The organism is Pseudomonas sp. NFX98, from assembly GCF_047784845.1.
In the GTDB taxonomy this organism is placed as follows: Bacteria; Pseudomonadota; Gammaproteobacteria; order Pseudomonadales; family Pseudomonadaceae; genus Aquipseudomonas.
This window is the reverse complement of sequence record NZ_JBLNNF010000011.1, coordinates 80,526-99,640: the sequence shown is the minus strand read 5'-3', so window position 1 is coordinate 99,640 and position 19,115 is coordinate 80,526. Positions and strand designations below refer to the sequence as shown.

General features: G+C 59.2%; 18 protein-coding genes. 12 read left to right on the top strand and 6 right to left on the bottom strand.

The window, feature by feature from the left end:
- The first annotated feature begins 132 nt into the window (after nucleotides 1–132).
- The 8 genes from ACM110_RS16325 (at nucleotide 133) to ACM110_RS16290 (ending at nucleotide 8,008) form a co-directional block, all read left to right on the top strand.
- On the top strand, nucleotides 133–948 hold the full coding sequence (locus ACM110_RS16325) for a substrate-binding periplasmic protein (RefSeq protein WP_416128589.1): 816 nt from the start codon (nucleotides 133–135) through the stop codon (nucleotides 946–948).
- A 9-nt stretch (nucleotides 949–957) separates the two neighbouring features.
- Nucleotides 958–1,314 (top strand): DUF4398 domain-containing protein, encoded by a 357-nt coding sequence (locus ACM110_RS16320; RefSeq protein ID WP_338585346.1) that lies wholly within the window; start codon nucleotides 958–960, stop codon nucleotides 1,312–1,314.
- The gene (locus ACM110_RS16315) at nucleotides 1,311–2,123 is read left to right on the top strand and encodes an OmpA family protein (protein ID WP_416128588.1); all 813 of its coding nucleotides are present in this window, start codon (nucleotides 1,311–1,313) and stop codon (nucleotides 2,121–2,123) included. Before ACM110_RS16320 ends, ACM110_RS16315 begins: the two co-directional genes overlap by 4 nt.
- 337 nt (nucleotides 2,124–2,460) lie before the next feature.
- Complete coding sequence (locus tag ACM110_RS16310) at nucleotides 2,461–3,900, top strand: PLP-dependent aminotransferase family protein (protein ID WP_416128587.1); 1,440 nt, start codon at nucleotides 2,461–2,463, stop codon at nucleotides 3,898–3,900.
- A 99-nt stretch (nucleotides 3,901–3,999) separates the two neighbouring features.
- On the top strand, nucleotides 4,000–4,467 hold the full coding sequence (locus ACM110_RS16305) for a translation initiation factor 2 (protein WP_416128586.1): 468 nt from the start codon (nucleotides 4,000–4,002) through the stop codon (nucleotides 4,465–4,467).
- Between the two features lie 165 nt (nucleotides 4,468–4,632).
- Complete coding sequence (locus ACM110_RS16300) at nucleotides 4,633–4,887, top strand: YkgJ family cysteine cluster protein (protein ID WP_416128585.1); 255 nt, start codon at nucleotides 4,633–4,635, stop codon at nucleotides 4,885–4,887.
- 40 nt (nucleotides 4,888–4,927) lie between these two features.
- On the top strand, nucleotides 4,928–5,533 hold the full coding sequence (locus ACM110_RS16295) for an START domain-containing protein (RefSeq protein ID WP_416128584.1): 606 nt from the start codon (nucleotides 4,928–4,930) through the stop codon (nucleotides 5,531–5,533).
- Between the two features lie 375 nt (nucleotides 5,534–5,908).
- A complete protein-coding gene (locus ACM110_RS16290; RefSeq protein WP_416128583.1) occupies nucleotides 5,909–8,008 on the top strand; it encodes an LTA synthase family protein in 2,100 nt (699 codons plus the stop codon).
- Between the two features lie 62 nt (nucleotides 8,009–8,070).
- Here the strand turns inward: ACM110_RS16290 and ACM110_RS16285 are convergent, their stop codons facing one another.
- Entirely contained in the window at nucleotides 8,071–8,223 is a 153-nt protein-coding gene (locus ACM110_RS16285; protein WP_008060837.1) for a DUF3309 family protein, read from the bottom strand.
- A gap of 286 nt (nucleotides 8,224–8,509) precedes the next feature.
- Here ACM110_RS16285 and ACM110_RS16280 point away from each other — a divergent pair, with 286 nt between their 5' ends.
- From ACM110_RS16280 to csrA, 3 genes are all read left to right on the top strand, one after another.
- Nucleotides 8,510–9,325 carry an SDR family oxidoreductase gene (locus ACM110_RS16280; RefSeq protein WP_416128582.1) on the top strand — a complete coding sequence of 272 codons (816 nt, stop codon included), beginning with the start codon at nucleotides 8,510–8,512 and terminating at the stop codon, nucleotides 9,323–9,325.
- Nucleotides 9,326–9,389: 64 nt separating this feature from the next.
- Nucleotides 9,390–9,722, top strand: a complete 333-nt coding sequence (locus ACM110_RS16275) for a YnfA family protein (RefSeq protein WP_416128581.1) — start codon at nucleotides 9,390–9,392, stop codon at nucleotides 9,720–9,722.
- A gap of 152 nt (nucleotides 9,723–9,874) precedes the next feature.
- The gene (gene csrA / locus ACM110_RS16270) at nucleotides 9,875–10,066 is read left to right on the top strand and encodes a carbon storage regulator CsrA (RefSeq protein WP_416128580.1); all 192 of its coding nucleotides are present in this window, start codon (nucleotides 9,875–9,877) and stop codon (nucleotides 10,064–10,066) included.
- Here csrA and ACM110_RS16265 read toward each other — a convergent pair.
- The 5 genes from ACM110_RS16265 to mnmC form a co-directional block, all read right to left on the bottom strand.
- Entirely contained in the window at nucleotides 10,055–10,282 is a 228-nt protein-coding gene (locus ACM110_RS16265; RefSeq protein WP_003199186.1) for a YheU family protein, read from the bottom strand. The two genes, csrA and ACM110_RS16265, sit on opposite strands and share 12 nt — an antisense overlap.
- Before the next feature lie 161 nt (nucleotides 10,283–10,443).
- Nucleotides 10,444–11,634, bottom strand: coding sequence for an osmoprotectant NAGGN system M42 family peptidase (locus tag ACM110_RS16260; protein WP_416128579.1), 1,191 nt, complete (start codon nucleotides 11,632–11,634; stop codon nucleotides 10,444–10,446).
- A gap of 16 nt (nucleotides 11,635–11,650) precedes the next feature.
- Nucleotides 11,651–13,396: an N-acetylglutaminylglutamine synthetase gene (ngg, locus tag ACM110_RS16255; RefSeq protein WP_416128578.1), complete on the bottom strand. Its 1,746-nt coding sequence runs from the start codon at nucleotides 13,394–13,396 to the stop codon at nucleotides 11,651–11,653.
- Nucleotides 13,397–13,399: 3 nt separating this feature from the next.
- On the bottom strand, nucleotides 13,400–15,172 hold the full coding sequence (locus ACM110_RS16250) for an N-acetylglutaminylglutamine amidotransferase (RefSeq protein WP_416128577.1): 1,773 nt from the start codon (nucleotides 15,170–15,172) through the stop codon (nucleotides 13,400–13,402).
- A gap of 145 nt (nucleotides 15,173–15,317) precedes the next feature.
- Complete coding sequence (gene mnmC / locus ACM110_RS16245) at nucleotides 15,318–17,303, bottom strand: bifunctional tRNA (5-methylaminomethyl-2-thiouridine)(34)-methyltransferase MnmD/FAD-dependent 5-carboxymethylaminomethyl-2-thiouridine(34) oxidoreductase MnmC (protein WP_416128576.1); 1,986 nt, start codon at nucleotides 17,301–17,303, stop codon at nucleotides 15,318–15,320.
- Nucleotides 17,304–17,530: 227 nt separating this feature from the next.
- Here mnmC and pap point away from each other — a divergent pair, with 227 nt between their 5' ends.
- Nucleotides 17,531–19,054, top strand: a complete 1,524-nt coding sequence (gene pap / locus ACM110_RS16240; protein WP_416128575.1) for a polyphosphate:AMP phosphotransferase — start codon at nucleotides 17,531–17,533, stop codon at nucleotides 19,052–19,054.
- The last annotated feature ends 61 nt before the right edge of the window (nucleotides 19,055–19,115 follow it).

The window sequence follows — 19,115 nt, the reverse complement described above, 5'->3', positions numbered from 1 at the left end:
CTGTCGAGTGAAACGAGGCTGCGATCTTTTGATCTTGCTCTTGATGCTCAAGTGAAGTTGGAAAGATCGCAGCCTCGTTTCACTCGACAGCTCCTACAAGTGACATAACCGGTTTGAGTGGAGTGTATTGCCATGGATCTGCGTGTTGCGTGGAGCTTGCTGGGATTGGCGTTGTTGCCGACGCTGTCGATCGCGGCGGGCAAGTGCGAACGTCTGGTGGTGACCGGCAGCCCGGATGCACCTCCGTACCTGTGGCAAGACCCGCAAAATCCCAAGCACTTGATCGGCGCCAGTGCCGATCTGTTGCAGCAAGTGGCGGGGGAGTTGGGGTTGAAGGTCGAACTGCTTTACGCCGGTAAACGCTCCCAGGCCCTGGACGAGGTGCGCAGTGGGCGCATGGACATGCTGGCCGACGCCAGTTTGACGGTCAGTGAGCTGGAGTCCCTGGACTACATTCATCCACCGTTGCTGGAAAACGATTACCTGGTCTGGACCCGTAAAGACTCGCCACTGGTCTACAACGACGTGCAGGACCTGCACGGCCATCCCGGCGCTTTGTCGGAAAAGTCTCGATTGACCTCGGCATTCGTCACGTTCGCCGATCAGCAATTGACCCTCACCCGTACACCCAATCTCACCCAGGCCTTTCAGAAATTGCTCTTGGGTGAAGTGGAATTTGTCCTCGCCGGACGTTACTCGGGCATGGCAATGGCGCAGACACTGGGCATGGCCAATGACTTGATCGCCCGTGCGCAACCGGTCGACAAGCCGGGGTTGTTTCTGGCGCTTTCCCATAACTCTGCCTGCAACGATCCGTGGTTGCGCGGACAGCTGGCCAAAAAGATGACAGAATTGCCCGCGTCCGGACTGACGGAAGCTGTACTGCAACGCAATATCGAGCGTTGGAACGCGCAGCAGAAGCAACCTGTCAGTGCCCCAAAACAGTAGGGATTTTTTGTGAGTATTCGACCTCTTTTCGCTGCCCTGGCCGTTCTGGCTCTGGCGGGTTGTGCAGCCGATCCGGCGCCGAATGAACAAATGCGCCTGACCGCTCAGGCCGTCGAGCAAGCCAAGGCTGTTGGCGCTACCGCCGATGAAGTGCCGGAAATGAAACTGGCCGAAGACAAATACAACCGGGCCAAGGGCAGCATGGCTGACCAGTCCTACAAGAACGCGCGGATGCGGGCCGAGCAGGCCGAGCTGGATGCGCGTCTGGCTGAAGCCCGGGTCCTGACCCTCAAGAGCGAGGAACAGCTGAACGTGCTCAATACCCGCATCACCCGCCTGCGCAAGCAACTGGGGGACGCCCAATGAGCCTCAAGTCCACAGTAATCGGTGGTTTGCTCCTGGTGGGCTGCGCGAGTCTCTATGGCTGTGCCGGTCAGCGCAGCGAGGCCGCATTACAACAGGCCGGTACCGACTTCCAGAAGGTCAAGGAAGACTCCAACGTCCTGCGTATCGCCCCCAAGGACGTGATTCGCGCCGGTGAGTCCTTGGCACGCGCCGATCGCTTGTCCAGCTACTGGGGCAGCGGTTCGGATGTGGCGCATTACGCTTACCTGAGTCAGCGCTACAGCGAAATTGCCCGCGAACACACCAATCAGGTGCTTAACGAAGAGCGCGCCGCGAAACTCGAACTGGAGCGTCAGCGCCTGCAATTGGCCTTGCGTGAGTCCAAGCTGCTCAGCGTGCAGCAGCAAGGCAAATGGATAGAAGAGCAGATTGTGGCACTGGCCACCACCCAGACTGATCGCGGTCTGGTGATGACCCTGGGCGATGTGCTGTTCGACACGGGTGAAGCGGAGCTGAAAAGCTCGGCCAACCGCGTCGTCCTGAAGATTGTGCAGTTCCTGCAGCTCAACCCCAAACGTGTGGTGCGCATCGAAGGTTATGCCGACAGTACCGGCGGTAAACAGGAAAACCTCAAGTTGTCCCGTGACCGCGCGCAGTCGGTGGCGGATGTGTTGATGGACTTGGGTGTCGACGACAAACGCATTCAGGTCGAAGGCTACGGCGATGAATACCCGGTTGACGCCAACGCTTCCGAGCGTGGACGCGCACAGAACCGCCGGGTGGAAATTGTGTTCTCCGACGAAAAAGGCCAGCTCGGCGCCGCCCGCTGAAGCTGCCCGCTAAATACCCTGTAGGAGCTGTCGAGCGGAGCGAGGCTGCGATCTTTTGATCTTGTTCTTGCTCTTGATGTGCAACACGCTGAAAAGATCGCAGCCTCGTTTCACTCGACAGCTCCTACACAGCTCCTACACAGCTCCTACAAAACCCGGCCTGCCTGGACAGCGCCGGGTTTTTTTACGCCTGCCAAATACCTCGCAAAACAGTACAGTTTTTGCTGACACTGCACTGTACTGTCGACTATTGTGGCAACTGTCCCAGTACACTTCTAAACTGTTCCGGTATCGTTTCCGACAAGAATAAAATGCCTGTGAAATCGAGTGCTGCGTCATGACCAACCTCTTGCTCTACCAACGTATTGCTCAGCAACTGGCCGAAGACATCCGCCGTGGTGTTTATCAACCGGGCGAGCGCGTGCCTTCGGTGCGCAAGATGAGTTCGCAGCTCAACGTCAGCCATGCCACGGTTTTGCAGGCGTATGCCAATCTTGAAGATCAAGGGCTGATCCGCGCCCGGCCGCAGTCGGGCTACTACGTGCACCAAACGCCGGCCCTGACGGCGCCGACTCCGGATATCGCTCGGGTCGAGCGTCCGGGCCTGGTTACTCGCAGCAGCATCATTCAACAGGTTCTGGTCGAATCCCGGCGCGAAGGGGTGTTCCCATTGGGCGCCGCAGTGCCGAGCGTCGACTATCTTCCGGTGCGGGCGCTGCACCAGCAATTGGCCAAAGTCACCCGTTTCCATAGCCCGCGTGCCTTCAGCTACATGTTCAGCCCCGGTTTCGAGCCATTGCGCCGACAAGTGGCGATCCGCATGCGCGATGCCGGCGTGGTGGTCGATCCGTCGGAAGTGGTGATCACCCACGGTTGCGTCGATGCCTTACAGATGTCGCTGCGGGTGCTGACCCGGCCGGGTGACCTGATCGCAGCCGAGTCGCCGACCTACTATGGTCTGCTGCAACTGGCCGATCTGTTGGGGCTCAAGGTCATCGAAATCCCCAGCGATCCGGCTACCGGCATGAGCCTCGAAGCCCTGCAACTGGCGGCCAACCAGTGGTCGATCAAGGCGCTGGTGCTGACCACGCGTCTGAGTAATCCGTTGGGCGGCACCATGCCTGAAGAGCGGCAGAAGCAACTGCTGCGCCTGGCGTCGGATTTCGACATCCAGGTTGTCGAGGACGATATCTACGGCGAACTGATGTTCGAGCAGGGCCGCACCAAGGCGCTCAAGGCCTACGATCGGCTGGATCGGGTGATCTATTGCTCGAGCTTCTCCAAGACCCTGTCGCCGGGTGTGCGCATCGGCTGGATGATTGCCGGCAAGTATCAGCAGGAAATTCAGCGCTTGCAGACCTTCAGTACCCATTCGGCGTGCAGCGTCACGCAAATGGGCATTGCCGCCTATCTGGAAAACGGCGGTTACGACCGGCATCTGCGCTTCATCCGCCAGGAATACCGCAAGAACCTCAGCGCCTTCCAGTTGGCGGTGCAGCAATATTTTCCCGAAGGCACGCAAATGACGCGGCCTACCGGCGGCTTTATTTTGTGGGTGAGCCTGCCGGGAAGGGTCAATACCCAGGAATTGCATGTGCGCGCACTGCAACAGGGCATCAGCATTGCGCCGGGGCTTATTTTCAGTAACACCGAGCAATTCAATCATTGCATCCGGTTGAACTGCGGCATCCCGTGGAATCGTGAAGCTGATCGGGCATTGATGACCTTGGGCATGCTGGCCACCCAGCTTTGCCAGGAGATGGCCGGCGGCTTTTGAGGTGGCGGGCAGGTTAATCCTGCCCGAGCTTGTCTTGGCGCCTGCAACAGGCGAGCATATGGCCCCGCTGTCGATTGCGCGATATGCGCCGTTGGATCCATGAAATCGATTTTTTCTGCCACCTGTTTGTTGATCTGCCTGTTCATCAGCGCTCCGCCGGTATCCGTTCTGGCCGCTTCTGCTCAAGAAAAACCGACAGCGAGCACGCCATCGAAAAAAGCGGCGCCCGCGAAAAAAACTGCACCGGTCAAGAAGAAGGCGGCTGTGGTGAAAAAACGCCCGCCGATTGCCGCCAAGTCAAAACCGGCCAGTGAAGTGGTGAAAACCCAACTGCCTTCCGCCAATCTCGATTTGAGCCTGCCCAAGGATATGGTTGAGGAGCTTGATCCCGTCGGTACTGTGCCGTTACCTAAGCGCGATCCCGTGTTGCCGCAGATGTTCGGAGACAAAAGCAGCGGGTTCCAGCTCAACGGTCGTTTGATCAGCAACGAAATGCAGTTGCAGTTACGCAATGAAGAACGCCGTGAAGTCGACGGTGCAGCGCTGGAATTTGAGTTCAAGCGATAAGTTGACGCTAATCACGATACGCTGGGTAGACGCTTTGTCGGAGACTGCCCAGTCACAGCCGTTTGCAGGTAAAAACCCGTGGCTCGGTAATTTAAAACAACTGTTTTAGCGGTTACTCTGTGCCCCGTCCTTTAACACATCGCCCGTCGCGAGGAGCTCGTCGTCATGAAATGCCGTGAAGGCTGTGGCGCCTGTTGCATTGCCCCATCCATCAGTTCACCCATTCCCGGTATGCCCAGCGGCAAGTCCGCCGGGGAACGTTGCCTGCAATTGTCGGCCGATAACCTGTGCAACATTTTCGGTCAGCCGGAGCGTCCAGCGGTGTGCTCGGCATTCGAGGCTGACGTTGAGGTGTGTGGCAGCAGCAGTGAAGAGGCCATCAGGCTGATTGGCTGGTGGGAGCAAATGACGGCGGCGTAATGTGTCAACGAACGGAACTTCAACAATAAGGAATAACATTATGGGTTCGCTGCATCGTATCGCTGTGCTGTGTGGTTTGACGGCTGTATTGGCCACTTCGGTTGCACAGGCCGAAGACTGGAAAGTCGCCAAGAACGAAGACGGCATCAAGGTCTCCCTGAGTGAAGTACCGGGTTCCGACTACAAGGCCTACCAGGGTGTCACCCTGATGAAAACCACCATGGCCAAGCTGCGCGCGCTGCAGGAAGACGTAGCCGGCGCCTGCACCTGGATTCACGAATGCAAGAGCCAGAAGTTGCTCAAGCATGAAGGTGACCAGAGCTGGACTTACACCCAATTCAATACTCCGTGGCCGGTTACCCCGCGTGACTCAGTGCTGCATATCACGACGATTGAAGGCGCCGATGGCAGCCTGACCCGCAAACTTGAAGGTGTACCCAAGTACACTCCCGAAGAAAAAGGATTTGTGCGGGTTACCAAAGTGGATGGCTTCTGGAAGTTCGTTCCCAAGGGCGATCAGATTGAAGTGACTTATCAGGTTCACACTGAGCCGGGTGGCAGTATTCCTTCGATGGTTGCCAACAAGTTTGTGGTGGATGCGCCGTTCAATACCCTCAAAGCTCTGAAGGCGCGGGCTGAGAAGTAAACGTTGGGCGTATCGCCTCCGATCTGCTGCGCGTCCACTCCCTGCCTGGTGGAAAAGATCGCAGCCTCGTTGCACTCCGCAGTTCCTACGACGAAATGTTCCAATGTAGGAGCTGCCGAAGGCTGCGATCTTTTGATCCTGAATTCGATCTGAAGCCTTTATTGTGTTTCCAGATATGCGTTGCACAAAATTTTCACAAAGCCTCCAAGACAATTCGCCCGCGCCGGCATGACAGAACAGTAATCAATGGCAATGCCGCGGTTGATCGTGCAACATTTGCGCACCGCGCAAACCCCAGGGCCGAGTACTGGCCGATAGAGGGCAAGGCGCCGCTGTATTTTTGAAACTTCAACTTCCAATGGGTCCTAAAACGACATGGCAATCCCGGACGCCCTGAGTCAGCAGCGAGCTTCGAGTCGCTTGCTGCAACCGACCGTCAAATCGCATCTGGCTTACACGCTGCTGTGCGCTCTGGTCATGATGGTGATGTTTTCCGCGCTGCGCCTCGCGCTGCTGGTCTACAACCGCGAAATGATCCTCGATACACCGGCCTCGACCTTTATCGAGGCGTTCGTCAACGGCCTGCGTTTCGACCTGCGTCTGGTGGTGTACCTCAGCATCCCGTTGCTGCTGGCTCTGTTCAGTGCCCGGGCCATGGCGGCGCGTGGGTTCTTCCGTCTCTGGCTGACCATTGCTTCGAGCATTGCGCTGTTCCTCGGCCTGATGGAGATGGACTTCTACCGTGAGTTCCACCAGCGCCTGAACGGCCTGGTCTTCCAGTATGTGAAGGAAGACCCGAAAACCGTGATGAGCATGCTCTGGTACGGTTTCCCGGTGGTTCGCTATCTGCTGGCCTGGGCCGTGGGCACCTGGATCCTCAGCCTGGCGTTCAAGGGCGCCGACCGTGCGACCCGTCCTCGTGGCCCTTTCAGCGGCGGCAGCATCAGCACTCGGCAGGTTGCCCCTTGGTACACGCGCGCCATGGTGTTCGTGGTCTGCCTGCTGATCTGCGTGGTCGCGGCTCGTGGCACCTTGCGCCAAGGCCCGCCGATGCGTTGGGGTGACGTCTACACCACCGACTCCAACTTCGCTAACCAACTGGGCCTCAACGGTACCCTGTCCCTGGTAGCGGCAGCGAAGAGCCGGATGTCCGAAGATCGCGACAACATCTGGAAAGCCACGTTGCCGCAACCGATGGCGCAGCAGACTGTGCGCGACATGCTGGTGATGAAGGACGACAAACTGGTAGATGGCGAAACTGCCGCGGTACGCCGCGACTACACGCCACCGGCCGACAAGACCCTACCGATCAAGAACGTCGTTGTGATCCTGATGGAAAGCATGGCGGGTCACTCGGTGGGCGCATTGGGCGCTCCCGGCAACATCACGCCATACCTCGATCAACTGACGAAGGAAGGCCTGCTGTTCGACCGCTTCTTCTCCAATGGTACTCACACCCACCAAGGCATGTTCGCCACCATGGCGTGCTTCCCGAACCTGCCGGGTTTCGAATACTTGATGCAGACGCCGGAAGGCAGCCACAAGTTGTCCGGCCTGCCACAGTTGCTCAGTGCCCGTGACTACGACGACGTGTACGTCTACAACGGCGATTTTGCCTGGGACAACCAGTCGGGTTTCTTCAGCAACCAGGGCATGACCAATTTCATCGGGCGTAACGACTTCGTTAACCCGGTGTTCTCCGACCCGACCTGGGGCGTGTCCGACCAGGACATGTTCGACCGTGGCCTGGTTGAACTGAAAGCCCGCGACGGCAAGGACAAGAAACCGTTCTATGCCTTGCTGCAAACCCTGTCCAACCACACGCCATATGCTTTGCCGACACCATTGCCGGTCGACCGTGTAACCGATCGCGGCAGTCTGAACGAGCACTTGACCGCCATGCGTTACTCGGACTGGGCGCTAGGTCAGTTCTTCGAGAAGGCTCGCAAGGAGCCGTACTTCAAGGAAACCCTGTTTGTCGTCGTCGGCGACCATGGCTTCGGCAACGAACGTCAGATCACCGAAATGGACCTGGGTCGTTTCAACGTGCCGATGCTGCTGATCGCACCGGGCATCCAGGAGAAGTTCGGCAAGCTTGACCATACCGTGGGCACGCAGATCGACATCGTGCCGACCATCATGGGTCGTCTGGGTGGCGAAGTGCGTCATCAGTGCTGGGGTCGCGACCTGCTCAACCTGCCTGAAGGTGATACCGGATTCGGTGTGATCAAGCCGTCGGGCAGCGAACAGACCACGGCCATCGTGACTGCGGACCAGATTCTGGTACTGCCACGGGACAAGGACATGGCGCCGAAGATGTACCGTTATGAACTGGGTGCCAAGCCGCACGCTGAAGTGGTGCCGGATGCTCCGCGTACCGCCGAGCTGAAAACCAAGCTCGAAGCGTTCCTGCAAACGGCGACCAAGAGCCTGCTCGACAACACCGCCGGTGTGGTCGACGGCACGCCGGACTAAAACAGTGATGCAATAAAAAGAGGCCCTTTGAAAGGGCCTCTTTTTTTTTGCCGGTTAAATCGTCATATCTTGCCGAGTAACAACAGAATCAGTATCACCACCAACACCACGCCGATGATACCGGACGGGCCATAACCCCAACTTCTGGAGTGCGGGAAGACCGGCAGACCACCGATCAGTAACAGGATCAAAATGATCAGAAGAATTGTGCCCATGTCTGTTTCCTTGCTGTAAGAGTTCAGGAATGACTTAGCCGTTATCAGTCAGCGGGAATGTCATTAATTCGAGCTGCTTAAAGTTTCCGACCGTCGCGCGTGAAAGAAAATTCCAAGTTTTTTTGATGTTTTTCGAGCCCGCGCCCATTCCATTACTTATTTCATTAGTTGATTCAGCCGTTCCGGCGGTTTGCTCGGGCCATTCAGCAATCTGATGGAGCGTGGGTCGGGCAATATCCTTCGCTACACTCGACGCATCTTCCCCGGAACAACAAGGCTGTTTGCTATGCAAAATCGCATGATGATCACTGGCGCAGGCTCGGGCCTGGGTCGCGAAATCGCGCTGCGCTGGGCGCGTGAAGGCTGGCAACTGGCCTTGTCGGACGTCAGCGAAACCGGCCTGCAGGAAACCCTGAAGCTTGTGCGCGAAGCGGGCGGCGACGGTTTCATCCAGCGTTGCGACGTGCGCGATTACAGTCAATTGACCGCGTTTGCCCAGGCTTGCGAAGTGAAGCTCGGTGGTATCGACGTCATCGTCAACAACGCGGGCGTGGCCTCGGGCGGGTTCTTCAGTGAACTGTCGCTGGAAGACTGGGACTGGCAGATCGCGATCAACCTGATGGGCGTGGTCAAGGGCTGCAAAGCGTTCCTGCCACTCCTGGAAAAGAGCAAAGGCAAGATCATCAACATCGCGTCGATGGCTGCATTGATGCAAGGTCCGGCCATGAGCAACTACAACGTGGCCAAGGCCGGCGTGGTGGCATTGTCCGAAAGTCTGCTGATCGAACTGGCGCACCAGGAAGTCGGGGTGCACGTGGTGTGTCCGTCGTTCTTCCAGACCAACCTGCTGGATTCATTCCGTGGCCCGACGCCGGCCATGAAGGCCCAGGTCGGCAAGTTGCTGGAAAGTTCGCCGATCAGCGCGGCTGACATTGCCGATTACATCTACCAGCAGGTCGCCGCCGGCGAGTTCATGATTCTGCCCCACGAACAGGGGCGCATGGCGTGGGCGTTGAAGCAAAAGAACCCGCAACTGCTCTACAACGAAATGACGCTGATGGCCGACAAGATGCGCGCCAAGGCTAAACAATCCGCAAGCTGAACTTGCCCGCAAGCGACTGCATAGTTAGGGTGGCCGCCATCGGCCACTTTCGCGAGACGTTCGCATGCTCAACTACTTGTGGTTTTTCCTCGCCGCGCTGTTCGAAATCGCCGGATGTTTTGCTTTCTGGATGTGGTTGCGCCAGGGCAAAAGTGCCTGGTGGGTGGTGCCGGCGCTGCTCAGCCTGACCTTGTTCGCGCTGTTGCTGACCCGTATCGAAGCCACCTACGCCGGGCGCGCCTATGCCGCTTATGGCGGTATCTACATCATCGCGTCGATTGGTTGGCTGGCGGTGGTCGAACGCATTCGTCCGCTGGGGTCGGACTGGATTGGCGTGGCGTTGTGCGTGATCGGTGCGAGCGTGATCCTGTTCGGTCCGCGTTTTTCCGCAGCCTGAAGGCTCGATCCTACATACAGTCGATCTGTAGGGCGTTTCCGTCAGGAGGTTGGTCGTTGGCTGTCAGTTCGGTCTGGATTACCGTCCCTGCCTTGAAGGCCCGACCGACGCCGGGCATCTTCAAGGTCCGGTAACCCTGTAGGACCAAGGCCATGCTTGTACTCAGTCGTGTTGTAGGTGAATTGATTTCCATCGGTGACACCATTTCCATCCGCGTCGTTGGCATCAACGGCAACAGCGTGCGTTTTGGTGTCGAGGCGCCGGAGAGCGTCGATGTGCACCGGTCCGAGATCTACGACCGGATCCAGCGCAAAGTGCCGCGAAAGAAAAAATCAGTCGAATAAATGCTTGGGCACATCGTGCTTGAGCATCAACTGGCATTGCTCGCTTTCCGGGTCGAAGACAATCAAGGCCTGGCCCTTGGTCAATGCCTGGCGTACGCGTAAAACGCGGGTTTCCAGTGGCGTGTCATCGCCATTGTCGGTGCCGTCGCGGGTCACGAAGTCCTCGATCAGGCGGGTCAGGGTGTCGACTTCAAGTTGGTCGTGGGGAATCAGCATAGGCACCTCGGTTCAATCAATGGCGCGATGCTACGGCGGTTATGAACACATCACCAGTAGGAGCTGCCGAAGGCTGCGATCTTTTGATCTTCGGCATCAGTCGCACCGCTGAAAATCAAAAGATCGCAGCCTTCGGCAGCTCCTACCTATCCATTGTCGGCCTAACTATCCGACCGCTGCCCCACCAGGCTATCCACCGACGGCACCCGCGTATCGCTTTCCATCTGGGTGTCATGCTCGATCTGGTGACTGAACCGGTCGAGCGAACCCGTGGCCGGTTGCGCATCGCTGGCGAACACGGGCGGGCTGAGGATGTAGGCACCGAGCAGGCGGCTGAGCGCGGCGAGGCTGTCGATGTGGGTGCGCTCGTAGCCGTGGGTGGCGTCGCAGCCGAAGGCGAGCAGGGCGGTGCGGATATCGTGACCGGCGGTCACCGCCGAGTGCGCATCGCTGAAGTAGTAACGGAACAGATCGCGGCGTACCGGCAGTTCATTGTCACTGGCCAGGCGCAACAGATGCCGTGACAAGTGGTAGTCATAAGGCCCGCCGGAATCCTGCATCGCGATGCTCACGGCATGCTCGCTGGAATGCTGGCCGGGCGCGACCGGTGCGATGTCGATGCCGACGAATTCGCTGACGTCCCACGGCAACGCCGCCGCCGCGCCGCTGCCGGTTTCCTCGGTGATGGTGAACAGCGGGTGACAGTCGATCAGCAGTTCCTCGCCGCTGTCGACGATGGCTTTCAACGCCGCCAACAGCGCAGCGACACCGGCCTTGTCGTCGAGATGACGGGCGCTGATGTGACCGCTTTCGGTGAACTCCGGCAACGGATCGAAGGCGACGAAATCACCGACGCTGACGCCCAGCGAGTCGCAATCGGCGCGGGTCGCGCAATAGGCGTCCAGGCGCAATTCAATGTGGTCCCAACTGATCGGCATTTCATCCACGGCGGTGTTGAACGCGTGCCCGGAAGCCATGAGCGGCAACACGCTGCCGCGAATCACGCCGTTGTCGGTGAACAGACTCACCCGGCTGCCCTCGGCAAAACGGCTGGACCAGCAACCCACCGGGGCCAGTGTCAGGCGACCGTTGTCTTTCACGGCGCGCACGGCCGCGCCGATGGTGTCCAGGTGGGCGGAAACGGCGCGGTCGGGGCTGTTCTTCTTGCCCTTGAGCGTGGCGCGAATGGTGCCGCGACGGGTCATTTCGAAAGGGATGCCCAACTCTTCAAGACGTTCGGCAACGTAACGCACGATGGTGTCGGTGAACCCGGTGGGGCTGGGAATGGCGAGCATTTCCAGCAGGACTTTTTGCAGGTAGGTCAGATCCGGTTCTGGGTATTTGATGGTCATGGAAACTCCTGATAGGTCAAACCACCGGCTGACTATGCGGAAACAACAAATCCACAAAGCGCTCGGCCGTCGGTTGCGGCTCATGGTTGGCCAGTCCGGCGCGCTCATTGGCTTCGATAAACACGTACTCCGGTTGATCGGCGGCGGTCACCATGAGGTCGAGGCCGACCACTGGAATGTCCAGTGCCCGCGCCGCCCGCACTGCGGCATCCACCAGAGACGGATGCAGGATTGCGGTGACGTCCTCGAGAATGCCGCCGGTATGCAGGTTCGCCGTACGCCGTACGAACAGATGTTCGCCCGCAGCCAGAATGCTGCTGTAGTCGTAACCGGCGGCATGCAAGGTGCGCTGGGTTTCATGATCCAGCGGGATTTTGCTTTCACCATCGGTGGCAGCCTGGCGGCGTCGACTCTGGGCTTCGATCAGCGCGCCGATCGAATGCTGACCATCGCCCACCACTTCAGCCGGTTTGCGAATGGCCGCGGCCACCACTTCAAAGCCGATCACCAGGATTCGCAGATCGAGACCTTCATGGAAACTTTCCAGCAACACTCGACTGTCGAACCGGCGGGCGGCTTCGATGGCTTGCTGGACGTCCTCGATGGTCTGCAAATCAACCGCCACGCCCTGGCCTTGTTCACCGTCCAGCGGTTTGACCACCACCCGATGATGCTCGTCGAGGAACGCCAGATTGTCGTCGGCATTCCCCGCCAGTTGCTGTGCCGGAAGATTCAGGCCAGCGGCTTTCAGCACTTTGTGGGTCAGGCTTTTGTCCTGGCACAACGTCATGCTGATTGCGCTGGTCAGATCACTGAGGGATTCGCGGCAGCGCACCCGGCGTCCGCCATGGCTAAGCGTGAACATCCCGGCCTCAGCGTTATCGACGTGCACATCGATGCCACGTCGATGCGCTTCCTCGACAATGATCCGCGCGTATGGATTGAACTCGGCTTCGGGACCCGGACCGAGAAACAACGGCTGATTAATGCCGTTTTTGCGCTTGATGGCAAACGTCGACAGGTTGCGAAAACCGAGCTTGGCGTAAAGGTTTTTCGCCTGACGATTGTCGTGCAGCACCGACAGGTCGAGGTAACTCAACCCGCGACTCATGAAGTGCTCGATCAAATGCCGCACCAGCACTTCGCCGACGCCGGGCCGCGAACAATGCGGATCGACCGCGAGGCACCATAGGCTGCTGCCGTTTTCCGGATCATTGAATGCCTTGTGATGATTGAGGCCCATGACGCTGCCGATCACCGCGCCGCTGTCCTCGTCTTCGGCCAGCCAGTACACCGGGCCGCCGAGGTGTCGCGGGGTCAGCAACGTGGCATCGATCGGCAGCATGCCGCGCGCCTGATACAGCTGATTGATCGCGTGCCAGTCGGCTTCACTCTGGGCGCGACGGATACGGAACCCGCGAAACACCCGAGTCGCCTGGCGGTAATCGCTGAACCACAGGCGCAAGGTGTCGGACGGATCAAGGAACAACTGGGTCGGCTCCAGCCCCAGCACTTGCTGGGGCGCGGCGACGTATAACGCAATGTCGCGTTCGCCGGGTTGCTCGTTAAGCAACTCTCGGGCAAGGCTTGCCGGGTCAGCAAAGGTGTGGCCGATCAGCAACCGGCCCCAACCGCAATGCAGCGCAATCGGCTCGCCGCCCAGTGCACTGCCGTCTTCGGCCAGGCGCGCCTGCAAACGTTCGTAGGAGGGCGCCTGACCGCGCAACAAGCGTTGGCTGAAAGCCGTGGCGTGAGGTTTCATCGATCAGATTCCTTGTTCACTGAGCCACAGGTTCAGGGCCGCCAATTGCCACAGCTTGGAGCCGCGCAACGGCGTCAGTTGACCTTGCGGGTCAGTCAATAAACGGTCGAGCATGGCGGGATTGAACAGCCCGCGATCCTGGCTTGGGTCGAGCAACAACTCGCGCACCCAGTCCAGCGTGTCGCCCTGCAAATGCTTGAGACCCGGCACCGGGAAGTAGCCTTTCTTGCGGTCGATCACTTCACTCGGGATCACCAGCCGCGCAGCTTCCTTGAGCACTTGTTTGCCGCCATCGGGCAGTTTGAACTTGCCCGGCACCCGCGCCGACAATTCCACCAGGCGATAGTCGAGAAACGGCGTGCGCGCCTCCAGGCCCCAGGCCATGGTCATGTTGTCGACGCGTTTGACCGGGTCGTCCACCAGCATCACCGTGCTGTCCAGGCGCAGGGCTTTGTCCACGGCTGCATCAGCGCCAGGCTGTGCGAAATGTTCCTTCACGAAGTCACCGGCGGCGTCATTCGCCGTCAGCCATTTCGGCTGCACGGTGGCGGCGTAGTCGTCGTAGCTACGGTCGAAAAACGCTTCGCGATAGGCCGCGTAGGGATCGCTGGCACCGTCGACCTGTGGATACCAGTGATAACCGGCAAACAATTCGTCGGCGCCCTGACCGCTCTGCACCACTTTGCAATGCTTGGCCACTTCCCGGGAGAGCAGATAGAAAGCGATGCAATCGTGGCTGACCATCGGCTCGCTCATGGCGCGAAACGCGGCAGGCAGTTGCTCGATGATCTCTTTTTCGTCGATGCGCAGTTGGTGATGTTGGGTGCCGTAATGTTTGGCGATCAGGTCCGAATACTGAAATTCGTCCCCGCGCTCGCCACCGGCGTCCTGAAACCCGATGGAGAAGGTCGACAGGTTTTCCACGCCGACTTCTCGCAACAGCCCCACCAGCATGCTCGAATCGACACCACCCGAAAGCAGTACCCCGACATCGACCGCTGCGCGTTGGCGAATCGCGACGGCATCGCGGGTGCTGTCGAGCACGCGGTCGCGCCAGTCTTCGAGTGTCAGATTCTGCTCATCGGCGTGTGGGCCGTAGGGCAGGGTCCACCAGGTTTTTTGCTCGGTGGTGCCATCCGCGTCGATGCGCATCCAGGTGGCCGGTGGCAGTTTTTCAATGCCCGCCAACAAGGTGCGCGGCGCCGGGACCACGGCATGAAAATTCAGGTAATGGTTGAGCGCCACCGGATCGAGGATCGGGTTGATGTCGCCGCCCTTGAGCAACGCCGGCAGGGAAGAGGCGAAACGCAAGCGTTGGCCGGTGCGCGACAGGTACAGCGGCTTTACGCCGAGACGGTCGCGGGCAATGAACAGGCTTTGCGTGTCGCGCTGCCAAATGGCGAATGCGAACATGCCGTTGAGTTTCGGCAACAGCGCTTCGCCCCAGGCATGAAAACCTTTAAGCAACACTTCGGTGTCGCCACCGGAATAGAAGGCATAACCGAGGTCTTCCAGTTCGGCACGCAGTTCCGGATAGTTGTAGATGGCGCCGTTGAATGCCAGGGACAAGCCCAATGGGTTGTCGATCATGGGCTGCGCCGAGCCGTCCGACAGGTCCATGATTTTCAGGCGTCTATGGCCCAGGGCAATCGGTCCCTGGCTATGAAAACCCCAGGCGTCGGGGCCGCGAGGGGCCAGGTGATGGGTGATTCGTTCAACCGCCGCGAGGTCGGCAGGTTGATTGTCAAAACGTAACTCGCCAGCTAATCCGCACATAAATTCCTTACCGGTTTTTCCGTTGGGGAGGGTCAATCGATACCGCGCCAAAACGGCGGGTACTCAGAAACTGACCCGGCTGAATCCCCGGAGTTTTAGACCGATAAGTTATAAGTCGCGGAATCTGAACCGGTTGGAAGGCGTTTTATGCGTTGGTTCGGCGAATCAGCCGACGCAGTGCGAAGCGATTCGGATGACAGGCTTCGGCCACGCTTCTCGGCAAGGGCAGGGGCTCGTTATCCAGCCAGGCCGCGAGTAATTCACCGGACAGCGGTGCGGTGATCAACCCACGCGAGCCGTGGCCACTGTTGACGTATAAACCGTCGAGCCATGGGCATTCGATGTCGGGCACTTGCCGTGCATCCTTGCTCAGCGCCGCATAGCTTTGGGCGAAGAGCTGACTGTCTGCCACGGGGCCGACGATGGGCAGATAGTCGGGGCTGGTACAGCGAAACGCAGCTCGGCCCTGAAGGGTTTCATGCTCAAGTTGGTCAATCCCCAAGCGCGTGACGAGATCGTGGGAAATCTCTTCGAGCATGGCCAGATTGCCCAGGTGTTCGGCCGTGGTCGGCGTCAGGTCATCACTCTTGAAGTCGAAACTGGCGCCCAGGGTATGTTCGCCCAACCGTGCCGGAGCGACATAGCCTTCGGCGCAGACCACGGTGCTCAACGCCTGGCTCTGTGGGGTTTGCTGCAGACGGGTGATTTGCCCGCGAATGCGCTTGAGTGGCAGATCGGCGGTTTCGCTGAAACGCTGGATCTCGGCGGCGCCGGCCAATACCACCACGGGTGCGCTGGCGAGCAGCCGTTCGCCGTCCCAGGCTTGCCACTGACCATCGACTTTGCGCAATTGCACGGCATCGTGGTGCATCAGCAGTTGAATGTATGGATGCGCCGCCTGCCATTGGCACAGCGCCGGCGGATGAACCCAACCACACTCGGGATAGAACAGCCCACCGTGGTCCAACCCGATGCCCGCCAGATTCTGCGCTTGGGCCTGATCCAACAGTTGCAGCAGATCTTCGGGAAACGCGTCGGCCAATTGCTGCTGACGTTCGGCTTCCTTGGCGTTGAACGCCAGTTGCAGTACGCCGCAATCGTCCCAATCGGTGCCGCGTTGCAGGTGTTCGAGCTGGCGTCGGGTGTAGCCGAATCCGGCGACGATCATTTGCGACAGCGCCGTGCCGTGGGCCGATAACTTCAGGTAAAGCACGCCTTGAGGATTGCCGGAGGCTTCCTGGGCAATGTCGGCGTGGCGGTCCAGCAGAGTCACTTGCCAACCCCGCGCCGCCAGACTGGCCGCACTGGCACAACCGGCAAGCCCGGCGCCGATCACCAGTGCCCGGCGCTCACCTGTCAGCGGTGCAGGGCGGGCGAACCACGGTTTGGCTGGCGTGGGCGCGAGAACTTCTTGCGGCCAACCTAGGAATTCACCGCGCAGGATCTCCCATTTATGGCCGATGCCCGGCGTGCGTTTCATTTTGAAGCCGGCGGCATTCAGCAGACGCCTTACCCAACCGGTACTGGTGAAGGTGCTGATGGTCGAGCCGGGGGCGGCCAGCCGCGCCAGTTCGACGAACAGTTCGGCGGTCCACATGTCAGGGTTTTTCGCCGGGGCAAAACCGTCGAGAAACCAGGCGTCGATCTGCGCGTCCAGTTGCGGCAATTGCTCCAGCGCATCGCCGATCATCAAGGTCAGCGTCACTCGACCGTTGGCCAGCGTCAGGCGTTGGAATCCTTGATGGATCGCTACGTACTGCGCCAGCAATTGATCGACAAACACCTTGAGTTCCGGCCACAGCGCCAGGGCGCGTTGCAGGTCGGCGGGGCTCAACGGGTACTTTTCGACGCTGACAAAATGCATCCGCGCACCCGCCGCCGCATGTTGTTCGAACACCTGCCAGGCGCACAGAAAATTCAGCCCCGTACCGAAACCGGTCTCGCCGATGACCAGTCGACCTCCTTGCGGCAATGCAGCAAAACGCTCCGCCAAACGGTTCTGCTCGATGAACACGTAGCGGGTTTCGTCCAGCCCCGACTTATCGGAGAAATACACATCGTCGAACACGCGCGAATACGGACGACCTTGGTCGTCCCAGTCGAGCTGGGCGTGGGGCAATACAGGTTTCATGGCAGGCTCGGTAACGGCAAGACGGCCATTCTAGCTGATCGTGATCAATGGAGCGTTTGCGCTGAACCGCCATTGTAGGAGCAAGGCTTGCCCGCGATGGCGATCTCAAGGTCGCTATCGCGGGCAAGCCATGCTCCTACAAAAAAGAGAGTTACATCCGCAGGGATTTCCCTCCCGGCCTTCTGTCCAATCCGCTAGTCTTGCTCACATCTGGAAGGGAGCCGTCCATGTTCGAGTCCGCCGAAATCGATCACGCCATCGACAAAGAAATCTACGACGCCGAAGTGCCTGCGCTGCGCGAAGCCTTGCTCGAAGCGCAATTCGAGCTTCAGCAGCAACGCCGGTTTCCGGTGATCATTTTGATCAACGGCATCGAAGGCGCCGGCAAGGGCGAAACAGTCAAATTGCTCAACGAATGGATGGACCCGCGCTTGATCGAGGTCCGCACGTTCGATCAGCAAACCGATGAAGAACTGTCGCGGCCTCCGGCATGGCGTTACTGGCGGATGTTGCCGGCCAAAGGGCGCATGGGGATTTTCTTTGGTAACTGGTACAGCCAGATGTTGCAGGGCCGGGTGCATGGCGAGTTCAAGGACCCGCGTCTCGATCAAGCGATCAACGCGGCCGAGCGCCTGGAAAAGATGCTCTGCGATGAAGGCGCACTGATCGTCAAATTCTGGTTCCACCTCTCCAAGAAACAGATGAAGGCGCGCCTCAAGGCGTTGGCCGACGACCCATTGCACAGCTGGCGCATCAGCCCGCTGGACTGGCAACAGTCGGAGACTTACGACCGGTTCGTGAAATTCGGTGAGCGTGTCCTGCGTCGCACCAGCCGTGACTATGCGCCGTGGCATGTGATCGCCGGGATGGACGCGCGCTATCGCAGCCTGGTGGTGGGCAAGATTCTGCTCGACAGCCTGCACGGCGCCTTGAAGCGGCCGAAGATCCATCCGGAGAAAGTCAGCGCAGCGCCGGTGTTCCCCAGCGTCGATCAGGTGAACCTGCTCGACAGCCTGGACCTGACCCTGCATTTGGACAAAGCCGATTACGAAGAACAGTTGGTGACCGAGCAGGCGCGGCTTTCCGGGCTGATGCGCGACAAACGCATGCGCCGACACGCGCTGGTGGCGGTATTCGAAGGCAATGACGCGGCGGGTAAGGGCGGTGCGATTCGGCGTGTGGCGGCGGCGCTCGACCCACGCCAATACAACATCGTGCCGATTGCCGCACCCACCGAAGAAGAACGGGCGCAGCCGTATCTATGGCGCTTCTGGCGACACCTGCCGGCGCGGGGCAAATTCACCGTGTTTGACCGTTCCTGGTATGGCCGCGTCTTGGTGGAACGCATCGAAGGTTTTTGCAGCCCGGCGGACTGGTTGCGCGCCTACAGTGAGATCAACGATTTCGAAGAACAGGTCAGCGATGCCGGAGTAGTCGTGGTCAAGTTTTGGCTGGCCATCGACAAACAGACGCAACTGGAACGTTTTCAGGAGCGTGAAGAAATCCCCTTCAAGCGTTTCAAGATCACCGAAGACGATTGGCGCAATCGCGAAAAGTGGGACGACTATCGTGCAGCCGTCGGCGACATGGTCGACCGCACCAGCACTGAAATCTCGCCGTGGACCCTGATCGAAGCGAACGACAAGCGCTGGGCACGGGTCAAGGTCTTGCGCACCATTAACCAAGCGTTGGAAGAAGCATTCGAAAAGTCCGACAAACATACGAAGAAGGAAAGCAAAGGCAAACACTGATGCGATGGTTACGCATACGCGAGGTGAATGATTGTCGCGGTCGGTAATTGGGTGGGCTTAT

Coding starts and splice junctions, on each gene's coding strand:
- ACM110_RS16325 (WP_416128589.1), top strand. CDS start 133: ATGGATCTGCGTGTTGCGTGGAGCTTGCTGGGATTGGCGTTGTTGCCG.
- ACM110_RS16315 (WP_416128588.1), top strand. CDS start 1,311: ATGAGCCTCAAGTCCACAGTAATCGGTGGTTTGCTCCTGGTGGGCTGC.
- ACM110_RS16310 (WP_416128587.1), top strand. CDS start 2,461: ATGACCAACCTCTTGCTCTACCAACGTATTGCTCAGCAACTGGCCGAA.
- ACM110_RS16305 (WP_416128586.1), top strand. CDS start 4,000: ATGAAATCGATTTTTTCTGCCACCTGTTTGTTGATCTGCCTGTTCATC.
- ACM110_RS16300 (WP_416128585.1), top strand. CDS start 4,633: ATGAAATGCCGTGAAGGCTGTGGCGCCTGTTGCATTGCCCCATCCATC.
- ACM110_RS16295 (WP_416128584.1), top strand. CDS start 4,928: ATGGGTTCGCTGCATCGTATCGCTGTGCTGTGTGGTTTGACGGCTGTA.
- ACM110_RS16290 (WP_416128583.1), top strand. CDS start 5,909: ATGGCAATCCCGGACGCCCTGAGTCAGCAGCGAGCTTCGAGTCGCTTG.
- ACM110_RS16285 (WP_008060837.1), bottom strand. CDS start 8,223: ATGGGCACAATTCTTCTGATCATTTTGATCCTGTTACTGATCGGTGGT.
- ACM110_RS16280 (WP_416128582.1), top strand. CDS start 8,510: ATGCAAAATCGCATGATGATCACTGGCGCAGGCTCGGGCCTGGGTCGC.
- ACM110_RS16275 (WP_416128581.1), top strand. CDS start 9,390: ATGCTCAACTACTTGTGGTTTTTCCTCGCCGCGCTGTTCGAAATCGCC.
- csrA (WP_416128580.1), top strand. CDS start 9,875: ATGCTTGTACTCAGTCGTGTTGTAGGTGAATTGATTTCCATCGGTGAC.
- ACM110_RS16265 (WP_003199186.1), bottom strand. CDS start 10,282: ATGCTGATTCCCCACGACCAACTTGAAGTCGACACCCTGACCCGCCTG.
- ACM110_RS16260 (WP_416128579.1), bottom strand. CDS start 11,634: ATGACCATCAAATACCCAGAACCGGATCTGACCTACCTGCAAAAAGTC.
- ngg (WP_416128578.1), bottom strand. CDS start 13,396: ATGAAACCTCACGCCACGGCTTTCAGCCAACGCTTGTTGCGCGGTCAG.
- ACM110_RS16250 (WP_416128577.1), bottom strand. CDS start 15,172: ATGTGCGGATTAGCTGGCGAGTTACGTTTTGACAATCAACCTGCCGAC.
- mnmC (WP_416128576.1), bottom strand. CDS start 17,303: ATGAAACCTGTATTGCCCCACGCCCAGCTCGACTGGGACGACCAAGGT.
- pap (WP_416128575.1), top strand. CDS start 17,531: ATGTTCGAGTCCGCCGAAATCGATCACGCCATCGACAAAGAAATCTAC.